The organism is Azoarcus sp. L1K30 (assembly GCF_018122735.1).
Lineage (GTDB): Bacteria > Pseudomonadota > Gammaproteobacteria > Burkholderiales > Rhodocyclaceae > Parazoarcus.
On sequence record NZ_JAGRRD010000001.1, the window covers coordinates 3,891,939 to 3,909,512 of the forward strand.

A 17,574-nucleotide genomic window follows, 5' to 3' on the forward strand; every position below is an offset into this window, starting at 1 on the left:
GAAACCGCAGGACGCACAAAAGGAGAGCGAACCATGAATGACAGTTTCAACGCCCGTGCCACCTTCGACGTCGGGGGCAAGGCGCACGTCTATTATCGTCTCGAAGCCTTGGCCGCCCACTGCGATCTGCCTCGCCTGCCCTTTGTTACAAGGATCCTGCTCGAGAACCTGCTCCGTTTCGAGGACGGAAAATCGATCACGCGCGATGACATTCTGGCCGTCGCCGCCAATCGACCGGCGCAGCATCAGGACCGCGAGATCGCCTTCACGCCGGCGCGGGTCGTCATGCAGGATTTCACCGGCGTGCCCGCCGTTGTCGACCTTGCTGCCATGCGCGACGCCATGCAGGCGCTGGGCGGGGACCCCGAGCGGATCAACCCGCTGGCGCCTGCCGAGCTGGTGATCGACCATTCCGTGATGGTCGATCACTACGGCAGTGCGGATTCGCTGGACCTCAATTCGAAGCTCGAATATCAGCGCAACCGGGAGCGCTACCAGTTCTTGCGCTGGGGCCAACAGGCTTTCGCCAGTTTTCGCGTCGTGCCGCCCGCCACCGGCATCGTTCATCAGGTCAATCTCGAGCACCTGGCCCGCGTCGTGTTCTCTGTCGAGCAGGATGGCGTGCGACTGGCCTACCCCGATACGCTGGTCGGCACCGATTCGCACACGACGATGATCAATGGTCTGGGCGTGCTCGGCTGGGGGGTTGGCGGCATCGAGGCCGAGGCGGCCATGCTCGGTCAACCGATCACGATGCTGATCCCGGAGGTGGTCGGCTTCCGCCTGACCGGCAAGCTGGTCGAGGGGGTGACGGCGACCGATCTGGTGCTGACGGTTACCGAGATGCTGCGCAAGGAAGGGGTGGTCGGCAAGTTCGTCGAGTTCTTCGGTCCCGGACTGGCCGCCATGCCGCTGGCCGATCGTGCCACCATCGCCAACATGGCGCCCGAATATGGCGCGACCTGTGGCATTTTCCCGGTGGATGACGAAACCCTGCGCTACCTGCGACTGACCGGGCGTGACGACGAGACGGTGGCATTGGTCGAGGCCTACGCCAAGGCGCAGGGCATGTTCCACACCGCGGACACTCCGGAAGCGGAGTACGGCAGCTGCGTGGCGCTCGACCTGGGCGACGTCGTGCCCAGCATCGCCGGGCCGAAACGGCCGCAGGACAGGATTGCGCTGCAAGACGCCAAGACCGTTGTCGCGCACCATCTGGGCGAACTGCAGGCGGCGCGCGAGGGCGATCCGATCCATGAGGAGGACATCGCCCGCCTGCAGGACGAAGGTGGCGTCACGGGCGTTGGCGAGGGGGCACAGCAGGCGGCGGGGCGGGCGCGGGTGACGCTGAACGGCTCGACCTTCGATCTGACCGACGGCGCGGTGGTGATCGCCGCGATCACCAGCTGTACCAATACTTCCAACCCCAGCGTGATCATGGGCGCGGGGCTGCTGGCGCGCAAGGCGCGGGCGCGGGGCCTGAGGACCAAGCCATGGGTCAAGACTTCGCTGGCGCCAGGGTCGAAGGTGGTCACCGACTACCTTGAGCGCGCCCGATTGCTGGACGATCTCGTCGGCCTTGGTTTCGACGTCGTCGGCTACGGCTGCACGACCTGCATCGGCAACTCCGGGCCGCTACCCGAGCCGGTTCGCAACGGCGTGCAGGAAAAGCACCTCGCCGTGGCGTCGGTGCTGTCGGGGAACCGCAATTTCGAGGGCCGGATTCATCCCGACGTCAGCCTCAATTTCCTCGCCTCGCCACCGCTGGTGGTGGCCTATGCGCTGGCCGGGCGTATGGACATCGATCTGACCCAGGATCCGCTGGGCGATGACGCCGACGGCAAACCCGTGTATCTCAAGGACATCTGGCCATCGCTGGCGGAGGTGCACGATGCCATCGCGCTCATCGACCGCGAGATGTTCCTGCGCACCTACGCCGATGTGTTCAGGGGCGACGCACGCTGGGCGGATATGGACACGCCGGCCGAGCGCCGCTACGACTGGCCGGCGGAATCGACCTACATCCGCAATCCGCCCTATTTCGAGGGCATGACGAAGGATCCGGCTCCACTCAGGCCCATTACCGGCGCCCGTGTGTTGGCCCTGCTCGGCGACTCGATCACCACCGATCACATCTCCCCGGCCGGCTCCATCAAGGCGGACAGCCCGGCGGGCGAATACCTCAAGCGTCATGGGGTGGGCGTCGCCGACTTCAATTCCTACGGTTCGCGCCGCGGCAATCACGAGGTCATGATGCGCGGCACCTTTGCCAACGTCCGTCTGCGCAACCGGCTCGCACCCGATACCGAAGGCGGGTGGACGCGATTCCAGCCCGGCGACGAGCAGATGACGATCTACGACGCAGCCATGCGTTACCAGGCCGAGGGCACGCCACTGATCGTGATCGCGGGCAAGGAGTATGGCACTGGCTCGAGCCGCGACTGGGCGGCCAAGGGGACCTTGCTGCTCGGTGTGCGGGCCGTGCTTGCGGAAAGCTACGAACGCATCCACCGCTCCAATCTGGTCGGCATGGGCGTGCTGCCGCTGCAGTTCAAGGACGGCGAGTCCGCCAGCTCGCTGGGCCTGAGCGGAAAGGAATGCTACGACATCGGACCGGTAGCGCCGGGTGACCGTGAAGCCCGCGTAACGGTTCACGGCGGCAGGACATTTACGGTCAGGGTGCGCGTCGATACCCCCAAGGAGTGGGATTACTTCAAGCACGGCGGCATCCTGCACTACGTACTGCGCCAGCTTTCGCAGCCGCAGTGAGTGCCGGATGAATGCCGTCAGCAGTGCGCGCCACGGCGCCGCCGAGCGCCTGTTCAAGCGTCTGGTCGATGTCGACGATGATGCGGCAGAGGTGTTTCGGCCGTCGGCACGCGATTCCATTCCGGGCAATTTCTTTCGCACCATCGGCGCCACCTTCCTGGTCCAGCTCGGCGATGCGCTGACCGGCCCCAAGATCAGTCTCGTCTGGCTGCTGGGTGCGGTCGGCGCGCCGGCCTACCTGGTCGGCCTGTTGGTGCCGATCCGTGAGTCCGGCTCCATGCTGCCGCAATTTGCCATTGCCAGTTTCGTCAGCACGTGCCGGCTCCGAAAATGGGTGTGGGTCGGTGGCGCGGTAGCGCAGGCGGTCGCAGTGGCAGGCATTGGCCTGAGCGCCATGTTTGTCGGCGGCGCGACCGCGGGCTGGCTGATCATCGCGCTGCTGATGGTGTTCAGTCTTGCGCGTGCATTCAGTTCGATTGCCGCAAAGGATGTCCTTGCCCGGACCATACCGAAATCTGCGCGCGGGCAAACAAGTGCGTGGGCGGCGAGTGCGGCCGGGCTCGTTACGGTCGGTGCGGGCGCCATGCTGGTGTTGAGCCCGGATACACGCCACGATGCCGGCTTTTATGCGTTGATCGTGCTCGGGGCGTCCACGCTGTGGCTGCTTGCTGCTGCAATCTATGCGCGCATGCGCGAGTCTCCCGAGTCCCCGGACAACAAGGCAGGCGGCGCTGCGACCGCAGGTGCACGGCTGGGGTGCCTGAAGACCGACCCCCTGCTGCGGCGTTTCGTGGTCGCGCGCTGTCTGCTGCTATGTACGGCATTGAGTGCACCGTTCTACGTCAGTCTGGGTCAGGCGGCGTTCGGTTCGCAGCCCCTGTTGTTGGGAGCCTTCATCGCTGCAAGTGGGCTCGCGAGTCTGGTCAGCGCGCCTTTCTGGGGGCGACTCGCCGATCGCTCCAGCCGCAAGGTGATGATGCTCGGAGCCGGCCTGGCTGCGGCCGCGGGCGTGGCGGCATTTGCCATCGATGCGCTGGGCGAGGGCCGGCGGGGAATGTCGTGGCTGTTGCCGGTGCTCTACTTCGTGCTCGCCGTTGCCCACCAGGGCGCGCGGATCGGACGCAAGACCTATGTCGTCGACATCGCTTCGGGCAATGAGCGCACTGACTATGTTGCCGTCAGCAATACCGTGGTGGGGCTGGTGCTGCTTGGCGCGGGAACCCTGGGGGCGATCGGCGCGGCATTCTCGACGCCGCTGGTCATTCTCGCGCTGTCGATGCTCGGGCTTGGGGGTGCCTGCATGGTCTATCGCCTGCCGGAAGCGGAGGGGGCGGGCGCTGCGGACCACGGGGCAGCGGAGACCTAGCGCGGTAAGGCGCGGCGGAAAAAGGACTTCACGGTGCGGGCTTGCTGCCGGTGGCGCGCCCTGGCCGGGAACTGCGTGTGGAGGACACCGCATCGGCGGCGGCATGACGACGCGCGCTGTCGACCAGCGCCTTGAACAGGGCGCGGTGGGCGGTCACGGGCAGCAGGAATTCGGGATGCCACTGCACGCCGAGCAGAAAGCCGTAGTCGGGGTCTTCGATCGCCTGCACGATGCCGTCGAGGTCGCGTCCGCAGACCTGGAGACCGTCGCCGGTGCGGTCGATGGCCTGGTTGTGCAGGCTGTTGATACGTTGCGTGCCATCGCCGACCAGGCGCGCAAGCATGGAGCCGGCCTCGACGTGCAGTTTTTTCAGCGGCAGCACCGTCCATCGATTCGACGTGTGGCGACGCCGCGAACGCAGTTCCTGGAACAGACTGCCTCCACGATAGATGTTCAGCAGCTGGGCGCCGCGGCAGATCCCGAGGATCGGAACCCGCCGCGAGAGCGACGTGCGGATGATCCGCATCTCGAGGGCGTCGCGTGCGGTGTCGTGACGGGGCTCGACCTCGGGTTCGGCGGCATAGAGCACCGGATCGATGTCATGACCGCCGGTGATGACGACGCCATCGTAATGGTGGAGGCGCCACCTGTCGCTAGGGCGAATGTGTATCGGTTTGCCGCCATACAGCCGCACCGCGCAGGCAACGAGGATTCGCGGTCCGAGCGCGCCCTTCTCCGGACCGGTGATCGCGATCAGTGGGTGATCCACGTGCGCTCGACCTCGTCGGCCCAGTCACCGAGCAGTCGCTCGATCGGGCTTCGCAGTATCTTGCGGTAGCGCTCGCTGCATGCGCGCAGGCGTTCCGGGTCTGCGGCGAGCCGTTCGACCTCGATCCAGTCGTTCCATGCGCAATGCAGTCCCCAGCTGGGGCGGCTGATCTCGCAGTCGGGGAGGCGGTAGTGGAAGGCCGGGCGTGGCTTGATGCGGGCGTCGGCCGTTGCACGGCGCACGCGCGGCGCATCCAGCTCGAGGAACAGGGGCAGCAGGTCGAGGGCGCGGTTTCGCGTCGGGTTGGCGTCGAGATAGTCGTCGATCAGCGTTGCCAGATCCGGACGGTAGTCGGCGTCGAGCACGCGCACGACGTAATCGACGGGAAACGGATCGACGTAGCTCGTGACGCGCCTCGACATGTCGATGTCCGCGCGCGCGTAGAGCCAGTCGTACAGACACAGGAAGGCCTGCAGATAGGCTGCGATCGTCTTCGCGTCGGTGTGCGGGAGCTCAACGTTCAGCTGCATGCCGAAGGCGTTGACGAGGCGATCCGACGTCCCTTGAGCGCCCGCCTCGCGCAGATGCGCGATCAGGTCTTCGACCTCTCCCAGGCGTGCCATGGGCATGGGTGGGCTGACGACCTCGAGCGGTACCAGCGGGGTTGCAAGCCACTTGAGCGCTTCTTCGGTGGATTTGCCAATGCCGCCCGCGAAAGTGTCTTCGTCGTGGTGCTCGCGGCCCAGTTGTTTCAGGAGTTCGAAGTCCAGTTCGACCAGCCAGTCGCCCGCTGCATCCCCCCTGAGCACCCGCTCATAACGTCCCCGATGCTCGATGTCTGCGCCGATGGCGTCCGCGACGAGCGTGGCCAGTGTGTCGAGCGTAAAGCCATTCATTTCCAGTTCGACGCCGACCCGACGGGGGCCGCCATCGGGGTTCTGTGTCAGCGCCGGCTTTCGCAGGGCTCTCTGTTGCTGTGGCATTGTTTTCGCACGCTCCTCCGGTTGATGACTTGCTGACCTTTCGTTCACGGCTTGAGTCGGCGATATACCCACGCGGTTTCTCCATCGTCGAGTGTCATTTCAACGCGTTCGTAGCGTATGCCAAGGCGTTCATATCGATCGAGCGCCTTGAGCCCGGCTGCCGTGACCTCGAACACCACGCCGTCGACCCGTGCTGCAGCATCGGCGACGACATTGAGCCCGTCCGCGCGAAAGCCGGACAATCGCGCCATTCGGGGTATTGTCGCGTCGCCGATCACCAGCCAGCGCACCGGGCGGTAGCGGAGCGTGCCGTATGCGAACACGCGATGGGCGTGTGTCGTGTCGATTTGTGCTAGTCCGGGCGGCGGGGCGTATCCATAGGGGCTCAGCAGCAGGTACCACAGGCAGGCCCCAACGATAGCCGTTGCCGCGCCAGCGCCGGAAATCCAGTATTCAAGTCTGCGCCAAAACGTATTGCTTCGCCCCATACCCTCCAGGCCTGCGGAAATCCGTCTCCTGATGGACAGGGGAGAAGACGCCAGGGTTCCTGCGTTACGTCTTGATTCGTTTCCGCGCCGTGCCGTTGGCGGGAGCGAGCCAGTCGGCGACCTGCGTCGCGACCCATTCCCCGTCGTCCAGCGGCAGGTCATGTCCGGCCGTGGGGTGTTGGCGGAGCGGACAGTCCCAGGCCGCTGCAAGCGCAGCCGAACAGGCCGGGTTGACCAGCATGTCGCCCGCAGCGGCCAGCAGCAGCATTTCTGCAGCCGGCTTGCGCGGCGGCGCGTGAAAGCGCGCCGCGGCAATCAGTTGGCGCATGGCGTTGCGGGTGGAGACCGGGTGGTCATCGTGGATGCGGCTCCACTCATCCACGATTGCGGGGTCGTTCGCGTGGTGCCGGCTGGTCAGTTGCAGGATCGCACTCGCATGCCTGCGCGGATCGCGCACCGTGAGTGCAAGGCGCAGCAGGGGCCAATACGTGTGCGGACGCAGGCGGTGATGGAATGGGCTGAAGGGCCGCATGCTGGTGTTGATGAGCACGCAGCGCGCAATATCCTGGGGATATGCGTCCGCCCATGAAACTGCCACCATGGCGCCGAGCGACATGGCCAGCAGGTTGTATGGTGGGGACAGACCGATCCCTGCCGAGCGCTCATGGGCGAATCGTGCCAGTTGCCGAACGTCGGTCGGGCTGATCTGTCGGTTGAGGTCTCCATTGCCGGGCAGATCGAGCGTCACCACGTCCGCGCTGGGCAATGTACGGCGGAAGGTGTCGATGAAATGACCCCAGTGACGCTGCTCCCGCGTCAGGCCGCGAAGAAATATCCATGTCGCCATCGGCTCAGGCGTACCAGTGCGCCACTGCCTGGGCGTGGTGTTCGGCGCGCGCGGCCCCCTGAGGCAGCCACTTGTGCGCGCTGCAGGTTGCGCGCGACAGGAAGTCGAGCAGCGATACGTGGCGGCGCAGCACGCGTTGCTGCCGATGCGCAATGAGCGGGTTGAACATGCCGTTGCGCGACAGCAGCTGGCGCGGATTCTTCTTGATCCACTGCCAGGAGCCCATCTCCAGCGTCAGCGGCAGAAAGATCCGCCCCGGTGTGCCGCAGGCGCGCTGATGGAGGTAATCCCACAGATCGCCGTGAGCCAGGTACTGGCGGCTCTGGGGTTCGAAAATGTAGGGATGGTGGAGGTGGGTGCGGAAGAACACTTCCTTGAGCGCATGGATTTCGGCGAGATGGCAGAAAGGCGTGCGCGTATGTGCGTAGGGAAACCAGATGCGGTCGCTGAGACCGAAACCGGAATGGCAGTCTACGGCAAGGGAAAACTGGCGTCCGAGCAGTTCGTCGGCGACGGCTTCGGACACCGCCTGGTTCTCGATCTCCATGGCATCGCCCTGGCTGCCGCGGTACCAGGGCAGGCGTGGGCTGATGCGCTGACCGCCGATCATCAGCGGGACGCGTTCGGACGATTCCAGCGGTGCGTTGCGCATCAGGTCGACACCGTTGGGATTGGCGCGCGTACCCAGAAGCATGCCGCCGGGATTGACGAGCGGCATGAAGACCAGGCGCAGTGTATCGAGTTGCCGATGGAGCGTGGCGTCCCACTGCAGACGCATGGCAAGGTAGTGCAGATAGGCGATCGCGACATTGGCACCGATGCGTTCGAGGCCATGGATGCCGCCGAAGATGCCGATGGCAGGCAGTTCGGGCGCCGGATTGCCGAGCGTGATGGCGTAGATCGGGAGCGGCTGACCCGATCGCAGGACGACCGTCCGCATGATGCGCGCTTCGAGATGTTGCGCACCATCGTCGATGATGCGCTCCAGTGCAGACAGTTCGGGAAGCGCAGGGTGGCTCACTTGCGGTCGTCCGAAGGTGGGTATCCGAGCATAGCGCAGTGGTCGGAAAAATTCTGCGCTCAACGCCATGGCCTTAACGACACGACCCTGTCACATAGCGCTGATAGCGTAGGCGGTTCCCGATCCGCCTCTTCCCGGAGTCCGAATGCGTGCGCTGATTGACGGCGTTTCCCGTTATCCGCTGTGCGCCCTCATCAGCGCCATGCTGTGGGGCGTGGTCGAGCTTGTCGCATTGCAGCGTGCGCGCTTCCGCCACGGGCCGCCCGATCGCTAGCGCAGGTGCGGCCGCACCTGATCGCAGCGATCATGGGGCACGATGTCACACCGCAGAGATTCTTTTATTGCCCCCGCATGCGCCAAGGATACAATGCGCTAATACCAAAGGCAGATCTCCTTCCTCGCGCTTCCCGTGCTCCTCCCCGCCATCAAGCTTGCCGACAGTGAGCAAACCGTCCCTCGACTGTACCTGATCGGCACGCTTGTCGTAGTCTTCGCGCTGACGCTGGCGCTGGGAACCTTCTTTTCCTGGCAGCACATCCTCGAGCGCCGCGAGTTGCTCGCGCGCCTGGAAAAGAATGTTGCATCCCAACTCGAAACCAGGCTGCAGGCGGAGATGAGCTCCGCATTCAGTTACCTCGATTTCACCCGTTCGCTGAGCGACACCGAACTCAGGCGCACCCTGGTCGACAAGGTCGACTCGGCAATGCAGATCGCCGAGGCTATCCATGCGACCGAATCGGGGCGGCGCCCCGATCAGGAGGTCCGGCGCCTGATCGTGGAGGCTTTGCGAAAAGTCCGCTTCTTCGACGGGCGAGGCTATTACTTCATCGACGATCTCGAGGGACGTTTCGTCCTGCTGCCGACCGCGCCCCAGCTCGAAGGGCGTCTGCTGCCCGACAACCAGGACGATACCGGGCGCTACATCATGCGCGGCTTGATCGACGCCGCGCGCGAGCCGGCAGGCAAGGGCTTCTTCAATTACCGCTGGTACCGTCCCAACACCCGCGGAAGGATGGCGGACAAGCTTGCCTACGTGCGTCACTTCGCCCCATACAACTGGTTGATAGGCTCCGGCGACTACACCGACGAATGGGACGCAGTGCAGCAGCGTGAAGCCATGCATCGCCTGCGCACCTTGCGCTTTGGAAAAAGCGGCTATATCGGTTTGCTCGACAGCGACGGGCAGGTGCTGCTGTCGCCATCTGAAGCGGTGCTCGAAAGGATGGCGCCGGGCGCGTTGTCCGCACTGCAGCGTGATGCACTCGCTGCGCTGCACCGCAAGGCGCAGCAAGGTGGCGGGCTGCTGCGCTATGAGTGGATCGACCCCCAGACAGGGCGCCAGGTCAGCAAGCTCGCCTTGGTCCGGATCTATGAACCATGGGGCTGGACCGTCGTCGCAACCGTCCTCGAAGATGAATTGCGTAGTGCGCTAGAGGAGGAACGCATTTCCTATGAGGCGGGTGACGGGGCAGCGGTGGCCGACCTGCTGACCAAGGTCATGCTGGCGCTCGTGGTTGCGCTTGCCGCATCGTTCCTGTTTTCGTACTGGTCGCGCAGCCTTTTTCGTGCCTACTACCTCGAAAACGTTGCCCAACGCGATGCATTGCGACGTCAGGCACTTGAGTTGCGTGAGAGCGAAGACAAGCTCGCGGTGATTCTCGACAGCGTCGAGGCCTACATCTACATCAAGGGTTCGGACTATTGTTACCAGTATGCCAATCGGAAGGTGTGCGAGTTCTTCGGCCGCGACGCTCGGGAAGTGATCGGTCGCGACGATGGGGCCTTCTTCGACCACGACACGGCGGAGACCTTGCGCGCGAACGATGCCCGGGTGCTCGAGAAGGGCGAGCACGTTGCGGTGGAGGAGTTGAACGTCCGTCACGGCGAGGAGGGCGCCCACACCTTCCTGTCGGTGAAGATTCCGCTGCGCCACGAGGATGGGCACATCTACGCACTGTGCGGTATCTCGACGGACATCACCCAGCGCAAGACGATGGAGGAGGAGATCAAGCGGCTCGCCTTCTACGATTCGCTGACCGGCCTGCCCAACCGGCGCCTGCTGATCGACCGGCTGCAGCAGCAGTTGACGGCCAGCGTGCGCGGCAAGACCTGTGGCGCGCTGCTGTTCATCGACCTGGACAATTTCAAGACCCTGAACGATACGCTTGGCCACGACAAGGGTGACCTCCTGCTCAGGCAGGTCGCCGAGCGTCTGGTGAAATGCGTCCGTGACGAGGATACCGTGGCTCGCCTTGGCGGCGATGAATTCGTGGTCATGCTCGGCAGCCTCGAGGCCGATCGCGACACTGTTGCCGCAAGCGCGAGAACGGTGGCGGAGAAGATCATCGCCTGCCTCGGGAGGCCCCATGTCTTCGACGGACAGTCGCGTTTCAGTACGCCGAGCATCGGCATCACGCTGTTTGCCGGCAAGGGCGTCGCGGTCGATGACCTGTTGCGGCAGGCGGATCTGGCGATGTACCAGGCCAAGGCCGCAGGGCGCAATACGCTGGTCTTTTTCGACCCGGAGATGCAGGCGGCTGTCCGCGCGCGCGCGGAGCTGGAGGCCGATTTGCACCGCGGGCTCGAGCTCGGGGAATTCGAGCTCCACTACCAGGCTCAGGTCGATTACGAAGGACGCCTGATCGGCGCTGAAGCCCTGCTGCGCTGGAAACATCCGGAGCGCGGCATGGTCGGGCCGGCGGATTTCGTGCCCGCCGCAGAGGAGACCGGCCTCATCCTGCCGCTCGGCGCCTGGGTGCTCGATACCGCCTGTGCGCAGTTGCGCGAGTGGGGCGATACCCTCGAAACGGCGGCGCTGACGCTGTCGGTCAATGTCAGTGCGCGACAGTTCCGGCAGCCGGATTTTGTCGAACAGGTGCTGGCGGCGCTCGATCGCAGTGGCGCGAACGGGCGTTGCCTGAAGATCGAGCTGACCGAGAGTCTGCTATTGCAGGATGTCGAGGCGACCATCCTGCGCATGGCCCAGCTGCGGGCGCGCGGGGTCGGATTTTCCCTTGACGACTTCGGCACCGGCTATTCATCGCTGGCCTATCTCAAGCGATTGCCGCTGGACCAGCTCAAGATCGACCGCTCCTTCGTGCGCGACCTGCTGACCGACCCCAGTGATGCCGCCATTGCGCGTGCCATCATCACCCTTGCCGAAAGCCTGGGGCTGTCGGTCATCGCCGAGGGCGTCGAAACCCTGGCTCAACGCGACGCGCTCGCAAGGCAGGGGTGTCTTGCCTATCAGGGCTATTACTTTGGTCGTCCCGGACCGGTGGCGGCGCTATTCGAGTCCCGGCCGTGAAGGTGTCGATGCCGGCAGTGAGCCCGTCGCGCGCTGAAACGCGGTTGTGCGGCGTTTACGCCTCTTTTTCGTGCGTCTTTCGGGGTGTGGGCGTACTCAGTGCTGCCATCCTCCGTCCGGCTGAGGGATAATGCCGGACTGCGTCAAAAAAACGGACACCCAAGCAATGAAGCGTGTTGATGATTTTCGCCTGCGGCTCGGCTCGCACGAACTGGTACCGATCATGGTGGGAGGCATGGGGGTCGACATCTCGACTGCCGAACTCTCCCTCGAGGCGGCTCGTCTCGGCGGGATCGGACACATTTCGGACGCCATGGTGCCGACCGTGTCCGACCGTCGCTTCAATACCAAGTTCGTCAAGAACAAGCTGAAGCAGTACAAGTTCAACGTCGCCAATTCCGACAAGTCGGTGGTGCAGTTCGATCTCGGTCTGCTGGCCGAAGCGACGGCCATGCATGTGGGGCGGACCATGGAGGCCAAGCGCGGGCCCGGTCTGGTGTTCATCAACTGCATGGAAAAGCTGACGATGAACAGCCCCAGGGACACCCTGCGGGTGCGCCTGCAGACGGCGATGGACCATGGCATCGACGGCATCACGCTGGCGGCAGGCCTGCACCTGGGTTCGTTCGCACTGATTCAGGATCATCCGCGCTTCTACGACGTCAAGCTCGGCATCATCGTGTCCTCGCTGCGTGCGCTGCAGCTCTTCCTGAAGAAGAACGCTCGCACCGGGCGTCTGCCGGATTACGTGGTGGTGGAAGGGCCGCTTGCGGGGGGGCACCTCGGCTTCGGTATGGACTGGGCGCAATATGACCTGGCGACCATCGTGGCCGAAATCCATGCCTGGCTGCAGGCCGAGCAGCTCGATATCCCGTTGATTCCGGCCGGCGGCATCTTCACCGGCAGCGATGCGGTCGCCTTTCTCGAGAACGGCGCCGCGGCGGTGCAGGTGGCGACGCGGTTTACCGTGACCCACGAGTGCGGACTGCCTGAAGATGCGCAGCAGGAGTATTTCAAGTCGAGCGAGGAAGACATCGAGGTCAACGGCATTTCGCCCACCGGTTACCCGATGCGGATGCTCAAGAACAGCCCGGCGATCGGCAGTGGCATTCGACCGAACTGTGAAGCCTTCGGTTATCTGCTCGATGCCAAGGGCAACTGTCAGTACATCGACGCCTACAATCGTGAAGTGGCGGCGCATCCCGATGCGGCCAAGGTCAAGGTGTGGGACAAGACCTGCCTGTGCACCCACATGCGCAACTTCGATTGCTGGACCTGCGGCCACTATACCTATCGGCTCAAGGACACTACGCGCAGGAATGCGGATGGCAGCTATCAGATCCTTAGCGCCGAACATGTGTTCAAGGATTACCAGTTCAGTACCGGCAATACCATCGCCCTGCCCGAAACTGTTGCCTGATCAGTCGGGCGGCCACCGTGTCGGCGCCTTTGCGCTAGCCGTAACGGCGCATGGCCTGCACGGCCAGGCCGGCACCGATGCTGCCGTACAGATCACCTTCCACCGCCCGTGCCAGGGGTAGCTCGGCGGCGATGCGGGTGCGCAATTGTGGCACGCCGCTTGCCCCGCCGGTGAAGTACACGGTATCGACCTCGTCGCGCGCAATGCCGGCCTGGTCCAGCAGCGTGCTTACCGTCTCGGCCACGCGCCCGACCAGCGCTCGCGTCGCGGCGGTAAAGGCGTCTGTGCCGATCACATGCGTCAGCCCGGACTCCAGACGGTCCAGCGTCATTACCGCTTCGGCCGCGGTCGACAAGTCGATTTTGGCCTGTTCCACCTGGAGCGCCAGCCAGTGCCCCTCGCGCCGCGCGACCAGGCGCGACAGGCGATCCAGCTCGGTGCGCGCGGCGGCGTCGCGGTAGATGTGCTGAAGGTCCGCACTCACCTGGCGGCTGTAGGCAGAATTGATGGTGTGCCAGGTGGCCAGCTGGAAGAAAATGCTCGACGGGATTTCCGCACCGTTCTTCATCTTGCCGCGGTAACCGAGCAGCGGCATCACGCATTCCAGGCTCAGTGCGCGGTCGAAATCGGTGCCGCCGATATGCACGCCGGCGTTACCCAGCAGGTCCTCGCGCCGGTCTTCCGAACGCGCGCGTTGCGGCGACAGGCGCACCAGAGAGAAGTCGGCAGTGCCGCCGCCGATGTCGGCAACCAGCACCAGCTCCTCGTGATCGAGTGATGCCTCGTAGTGCAGGGCCGCGCCGATGGGTTCGAACTCGAAACTTATCTCGTTGAAGCCCGCTTGGCGGGCAATGTCCTCGAGCGTGTCCTGCGCCTTGCGGTCGGCGTCGGTATTGTCGTCGACAAAATGCACCGGACGGCCGAATACGGCCGTATCGAACGGTCGACCGGCTTGAGTTTCGGCGCGCAGCTTGAGCTGGGCGATGAAACTCGCCAGCAACTGGCGGAAGGGCAGGGCGCGCCCCAGAACCTCGGTGTGGCCGTCGATCAGACTGCTCCCGAGCAGACTCTTGAGTGCCCGCATCAGACGGCCCTCGTAGCCTTCGAGATACTCGTCCAGTGCGGCACGTCCGAAGCAGGTGCTGTCCTCGTCGGCATTGAAGAACACCGCGGAAGGCAGGGTCGCTTTGCCCGCCTCCAGCGCAAGCAGAGTGGGCGCACCCGGACGCAGCCAGCCGACGGTGGAATTGGATGTGCCGAAATCGACGCCACAGGCGCGGGCAGGCGCAAGGCTCATGATGTAGGTGCTGGCCGACGAGGAGGGCTGCGATGCTACTCGATGCGCGCGGCGAGGGCGAGGCCATTTTCCTGTGCCGCGCCCTTCGTTGCCGCGTGTACCGGGCGCGAAAGCGGGTGTAGGCTTGGCGTCATGACGCCACACGACACGAAAGATGCCGGCGCAGTGCCGCCGGTAGCGCCCGATCCGCTCACTGCCGCGCCCGACCCGGTGGCCGACGCCTCGTTGCAGCTCGTGCTGCGCAGGGTCGCGATCGATACCTATCGCGAAAACGTCGCTTATCTGCACCGTGATTGTCCGGTGTACCGGGCCGAAGGTTTCCAGGCATTGTCCAAGGTCGAAGTGCGGGCCAACGGACAATGCATTCTTGCCAGTCTCAACGTGGTCGACGACGAGCGCATCGTCGGATGTCGCGAACTCGGCGTATCGGAGGATGCCTTCGATCAACTCGGGGTGGAGGACGGGCATCCGGCGTCGATCTCGCAGGCCGAGCCGCCGTCCTCGATTCCTGCGCTGCGGCGCAAGATCGACGGCGAACGCCTGGAGCAGGACGACTTTCGCGCCATCGTACGTGACATCGCCGCCCATCGTTACTCGAAAATCGAGCTCACGGCCTTCGTGGTGGCCTCGAGTCGGGGGGAGCTCGATCGCGAGGAGGTGTACTTCCTTACCAACGCCATGGTGCTGTCGGGTAGCCGCCTCGACTGGCGTGAGCACCCGGTCGTGGACAAGCACTGCATCGGCGGCATCCCGGGCAATCGTACGTCGATGCTGGTGGTGCCGATCGTCGCCGCGCATGGCATGTTGTGCCCCAAGACCTCATCGCGCGCGATCACTTCGCCTGCCGGTACCGCCGACACCATGGAGGTGCTGGCCAATGTCGAACTGCCGATGGAAACGCTCGCCGACATCGTGCGCGAGCATCGTGGGTGTCTTGCGTGGGGCGGCACGGCCAGATTGTCGCCGGCCGACGACGTGCTGATCTCGGTCGAACGTCCCTTGTCGATCGATTCGCCCGGGCAGATGGTGGCTTCGATCCTGTCGAAGAAGATCGCTGCGGGGTCGACCCACCTGGTGCTGGACATTCCGGTCGGACCGACCGCCAAGGTGCGCTCGATGTCTGAGGCGCAGCGCCTGCGCAAGCTGTTCGAGTTCGTTGCCGGCAGAATCAATCTCACCCTCGATGTGGTGATCACCGACGGCCGGCAGCCGATCGGCAACGGCATCGGCCCGGTGCTGGAGGCGCGCGACGTGATGAAGGTGCTCGAGAACGATCCGTCCGCCCCCGACGATCTGCGCCAGAAGGCCCTGCGCCTGGCGGGCCGGATGCTGGAATTCGACCCCGATGTGCGCGGCGGCGAAGGTTTCGCCATTGCACGCGACATTCTTGATTCGGGACGGGCGCTGGCGAGGATGCAGGCCATCATCGATGCCCAGGGCGCCAAGCCCTTCCTGCCCGACCAGCCCCGTTGCGGCCGGCTGAGCTTCGATGTGAAGGCGCCGGCCGATGGTGTCGTCACCGGTATCGACAATCAGCAGATTGCCCGCATCGCGCGCCTTGCGGGCGCACCGAAGGTGCAGGGCGCGGGGGTCGATCTGTTCTGCAAACTCGGCGCCGCGGTAAAGCATGGCACTCCCCTGTTCCGCGTCTATGCCGACTATTCCGCCGATCTCGAATTTGCGCGCCAGGCGTGCGAACGCAATTCGGGTTACATGGTTGGTGCGGCCGACGAGGTGCCGCATCGTTACGTGGAGTTCTGAGCATGGCAGGTGTGTTGCTGCATTTCGACGACGAGCAGGCGCTGGCGGCGAAAGTCGCCGCGGCCGCAGGTTTTGACAGTGAGCCGGTGGCGCGTCATCGCTTTCCCGACGGTGAACTCAAGCTGCGCCTGCCGGCGGCCTTGCCGCCTCGGGTGGCGCTGCTGCGAAGTCTCGATCGCCCCAATGAGAAGCTGGTCGAACTGTTGCTGGCGGCGCGCACAGCACGCATCCTTGGCGCACGACGACTCACGCTGATCGCACCCTACCTCGGCTACATGCGTCAGGATATTGCGTTTGCGCCTGGCGAGGCCGTCAGTCAGCGCATTATCGGTGACTTTCTCGCGTCGCTCTTCGATGCCGTTATCAGCGTCGATCCGCACCTGCATCGCGTGCATCGGCTGTCGGACGCGGTGCCGGCGTCTCAGGCGGTGGCGCTGTCCGCTGCCCCGTTGCTGGCCGGGTTGATTGCGCACCGGCGCAGCGGTGCATTGCTGCTGGGGCCGGATGGCGAGGCCGAACAGTGGGTCGCTGCCGCGGCCCGGGGCTGTGGCCTCGCATACGGCGTATGCAGCAAGCTGCGCCACGGCGACCGCGAAGTCGACATCCGCTTGCCCGATCTCGAGTTCGGTGGACGTCAGGTGGTGTTGATCGACGATGTCGCCAGTAGCGGGCAGACCCTGGCCGTTGCGGCGAAAAAATTACGCGCGGCCGGCGCACGCTCGGTTGATGTCGCTGTCACCCATGCGCTGTTTGCAGGGGATGCGTTGCAGATCGTGCTCGAGGCGGGCGTCGGCGAGGTATGGAGTACCGATTGCATCGCGCATCCGACCAATTCGGTCAGCGTTGCGCCGCTGCTCGGCCAGGCGCTGGGAGGTGTACTTTGAGCCGCCGCTGCGCATGGGTATCCGACGACCCGTTGTACGTCGAGTACCACGATCGCGAGTGGGGGGTGCCACGCTACGATGCGGCGGGGCTGTTCGAATTCCTGTTGCTCGAGGGTGCGCAGGCCGGCTTGTCGTGGATTACGGTGTTGAGAAAGCGGGCCCACTACCGTGAGGTGTTCGACGATTTCGATCCGGTGCGCATGGCGAGCTGGGGGGAGGACAAGAAGGCCGCGCTGCTGGCCGATCCGGGCATCATCCGCAATCGTGCCAAGGTCGACGCAGCCATTGCCAACGCCCGCGCATGGCTTGCGCTGCAGGCCGACGGCATCGACCCCGCAGTCTGGCTGTGGTCCTTCGTCGGCGGCAAGCCGCAATGCAATGCATTTGCTTCGTTGGCCGAGGTGCCCGCCAGTACCGCGGCCAGTGTGGCGATGAGCAAGGCTCTGCGCGCGCGTGGCTTCAAGTTCGTGGGGCCGACAATCTGTTACGCCTTCATGCAGGCGGTGGGGATGGTGAATGATCACACGACGGATTGCTGTCGGTATGCGGCCTGCGGTCGATGACGCCGATGCTTCCATTCGGCTGCAATCGCGCTGAGCGGTCATCAGGCGATGACGCGCACGGTGTCTGATGCTACGATCACGGGCCCGTCAAGTGTATCT

14 protein-coding genes are annotated in these 17,574 nt (G+C 64.6%); 8 read left to right on the forward strand and 6 right to left on the reverse strand.

All coding sequences use genetic code 11. From position 1 onward, the window contains the following. Positions 1-33 precede the first annotated feature (33 nt). Together acnA and J5J83_RS17785 are read left to right on the forward strand one after the other, a co-directional pair. Positions 34-2,769: an aconitate hydratase AcnA gene (acnA, locus tag J5J83_RS17780; RefSeq protein WP_212351285.1), complete on the forward strand. Its 2,736-nt coding sequence runs from the start codon at positions 34-36 to the stop codon at positions 2,767-2,769. A 7-nt stretch (positions 2,770-2,776) separates the two neighbouring features. Continuing rightward, positions 2,777-4,135 carry an MFS transporter gene (locus J5J83_RS17785; RefSeq protein ID WP_212351286.1) on the forward strand — a complete coding sequence of 453 codons (1,359 nt, stop codon included), beginning with the start codon at positions 2,777-2,779 and terminating at the stop codon, positions 4,133-4,135. Between the two features lie 28 nt (positions 4,136-4,163). Here J5J83_RS17785 and J5J83_RS17790 read toward each other — a convergent pair whose 3' ends face one another. The 5 genes from J5J83_RS17790 to J5J83_RS17810 all read right to left on the reverse strand — a co-directional run bounded on the left by J5J83_RS17790 (position 4,164) and on the right by J5J83_RS17810 (position 8,243). Further along, positions 4,164-4,904 carry a gamma-glutamyl-gamma-aminobutyrate hydrolase family protein gene (locus J5J83_RS17790; RefSeq protein ID WP_212351287.1) on the reverse strand — a complete coding sequence of 247 codons (741 nt, stop codon included), beginning with the start codon at positions 4,902-4,904 and terminating at the stop codon, positions 4,164-4,166. Beyond that, on the reverse strand, positions 4,889-5,887 hold the full coding sequence (locus J5J83_RS17795) for an amidoligase family protein (protein ID WP_212351288.1): 999 nt from the start codon (positions 5,885-5,887) through the stop codon (positions 4,889-4,891). Before J5J83_RS17795 ends, J5J83_RS17790 begins: the two co-directional genes overlap by 16 nt. Positions 5,888-5,931: 44 nt before the next feature. Then, on the reverse strand, positions 5,932-6,375 hold the full coding sequence (locus tag J5J83_RS17800) for a gamma-glutamylcyclotransferase family protein (protein WP_212351289.1): 444 nt from the start codon (positions 6,373-6,375) through the stop codon (positions 5,932-5,934). A gap of 64 nt (positions 6,376-6,439) precedes the next feature. Continuing rightward, positions 6,440-7,222 (reverse strand): alpha/beta hydrolase, encoded by a 783-nt coding sequence (locus J5J83_RS17805; protein WP_212351290.1) that lies wholly within the window; start codon positions 7,220-7,222, stop codon positions 6,440-6,442. A gap of 4 nt (positions 7,223-7,226) precedes the next feature. Continuing rightward, the gene (locus tag J5J83_RS17810; RefSeq protein WP_212351291.1) at positions 7,227-8,243 is read right to left on the reverse strand and encodes a M14 family zinc carboxypeptidase; all 1,017 of its coding nucleotides are present in this window, start codon (positions 8,241-8,243) and stop codon (positions 7,227-7,229) included. A 145-nt stretch (positions 8,244-8,388) separates the two neighbouring features. Between J5J83_RS17810 and J5J83_RS23175 the strand changes: the two genes are divergently transcribed. The 3 genes from J5J83_RS23175 to J5J83_RS17820 all read left to right on the forward strand — a co-directional run bounded on the left by J5J83_RS23175 (position 8,389) and on the right by J5J83_RS17820 (position 12,970). After that, a complete protein-coding gene (locus J5J83_RS23175) occupies positions 8,389-8,517 on the forward strand; it encodes a hypothetical protein (RefSeq protein WP_282959134.1) in 129 nt (42 codons plus the stop codon). Between the two features lie 135 nt (positions 8,518-8,652). Beyond that, positions 8,653-11,550, forward strand: coding sequence for an EAL domain-containing protein (locus tag J5J83_RS17815; protein WP_212351292.1), 2,898 nt, complete (start codon positions 8,653-8,655; stop codon positions 11,548-11,550). Between the two features lie 166 nt (positions 11,551-11,716). Beyond that, entirely contained in the window at positions 11,717-12,970 is a 1,254-nt protein-coding gene (locus tag J5J83_RS17820; protein ID WP_212351293.1) for a nitronate monooxygenase, read from the forward strand. Between the two features lie 34 nt (positions 12,971-13,004). Here J5J83_RS17820 and J5J83_RS17825 read toward each other — a convergent pair whose 3' ends face one another. Then, positions 13,005-14,267, reverse strand: a complete 1,263-nt coding sequence (locus J5J83_RS17825; RefSeq protein WP_212351294.1) for an Hsp70 family protein — start codon at positions 14,265-14,267, stop codon at positions 13,005-13,007. Positions 14,268-14,399: 132 nt separating this feature from the next. On the opposite strand from J5J83_RS17825, the gene J5J83_RS17830 reads away from it, so the two are divergent. From J5J83_RS17830 to J5J83_RS17840, 3 genes are read left to right on the forward strand one after another with little or no spacing between them, the layout of a single operon-like run. Further along, complete coding sequence (locus J5J83_RS17830) at positions 14,400-16,028, forward strand: thymidine phosphorylase family protein (RefSeq protein ID WP_212351295.1); 1,629 nt, start codon at positions 14,400-14,402, stop codon at positions 16,026-16,028. A 2-nt stretch (positions 16,029-16,030) separates the two neighbouring features. Then, complete coding sequence (locus tag J5J83_RS17835; RefSeq protein ID WP_212351296.1) at positions 16,031-16,912, forward strand: ribose-phosphate diphosphokinase; 882 nt, start codon at positions 16,031-16,033, stop codon at positions 16,910-16,912. After that, on the forward strand, positions 16,909-17,475 hold the full coding sequence (locus tag J5J83_RS17840) for a DNA-3-methyladenine glycosylase I (RefSeq protein ID WP_212351297.1): 567 nt from the start codon (positions 16,909-16,911) through the stop codon (positions 17,473-17,475). The genes J5J83_RS17835 and J5J83_RS17840 overlap by 4 nt, the downstream gene beginning before the upstream one ends. Positions 17,476-17,574 lie beyond the last annotated feature (99 nt).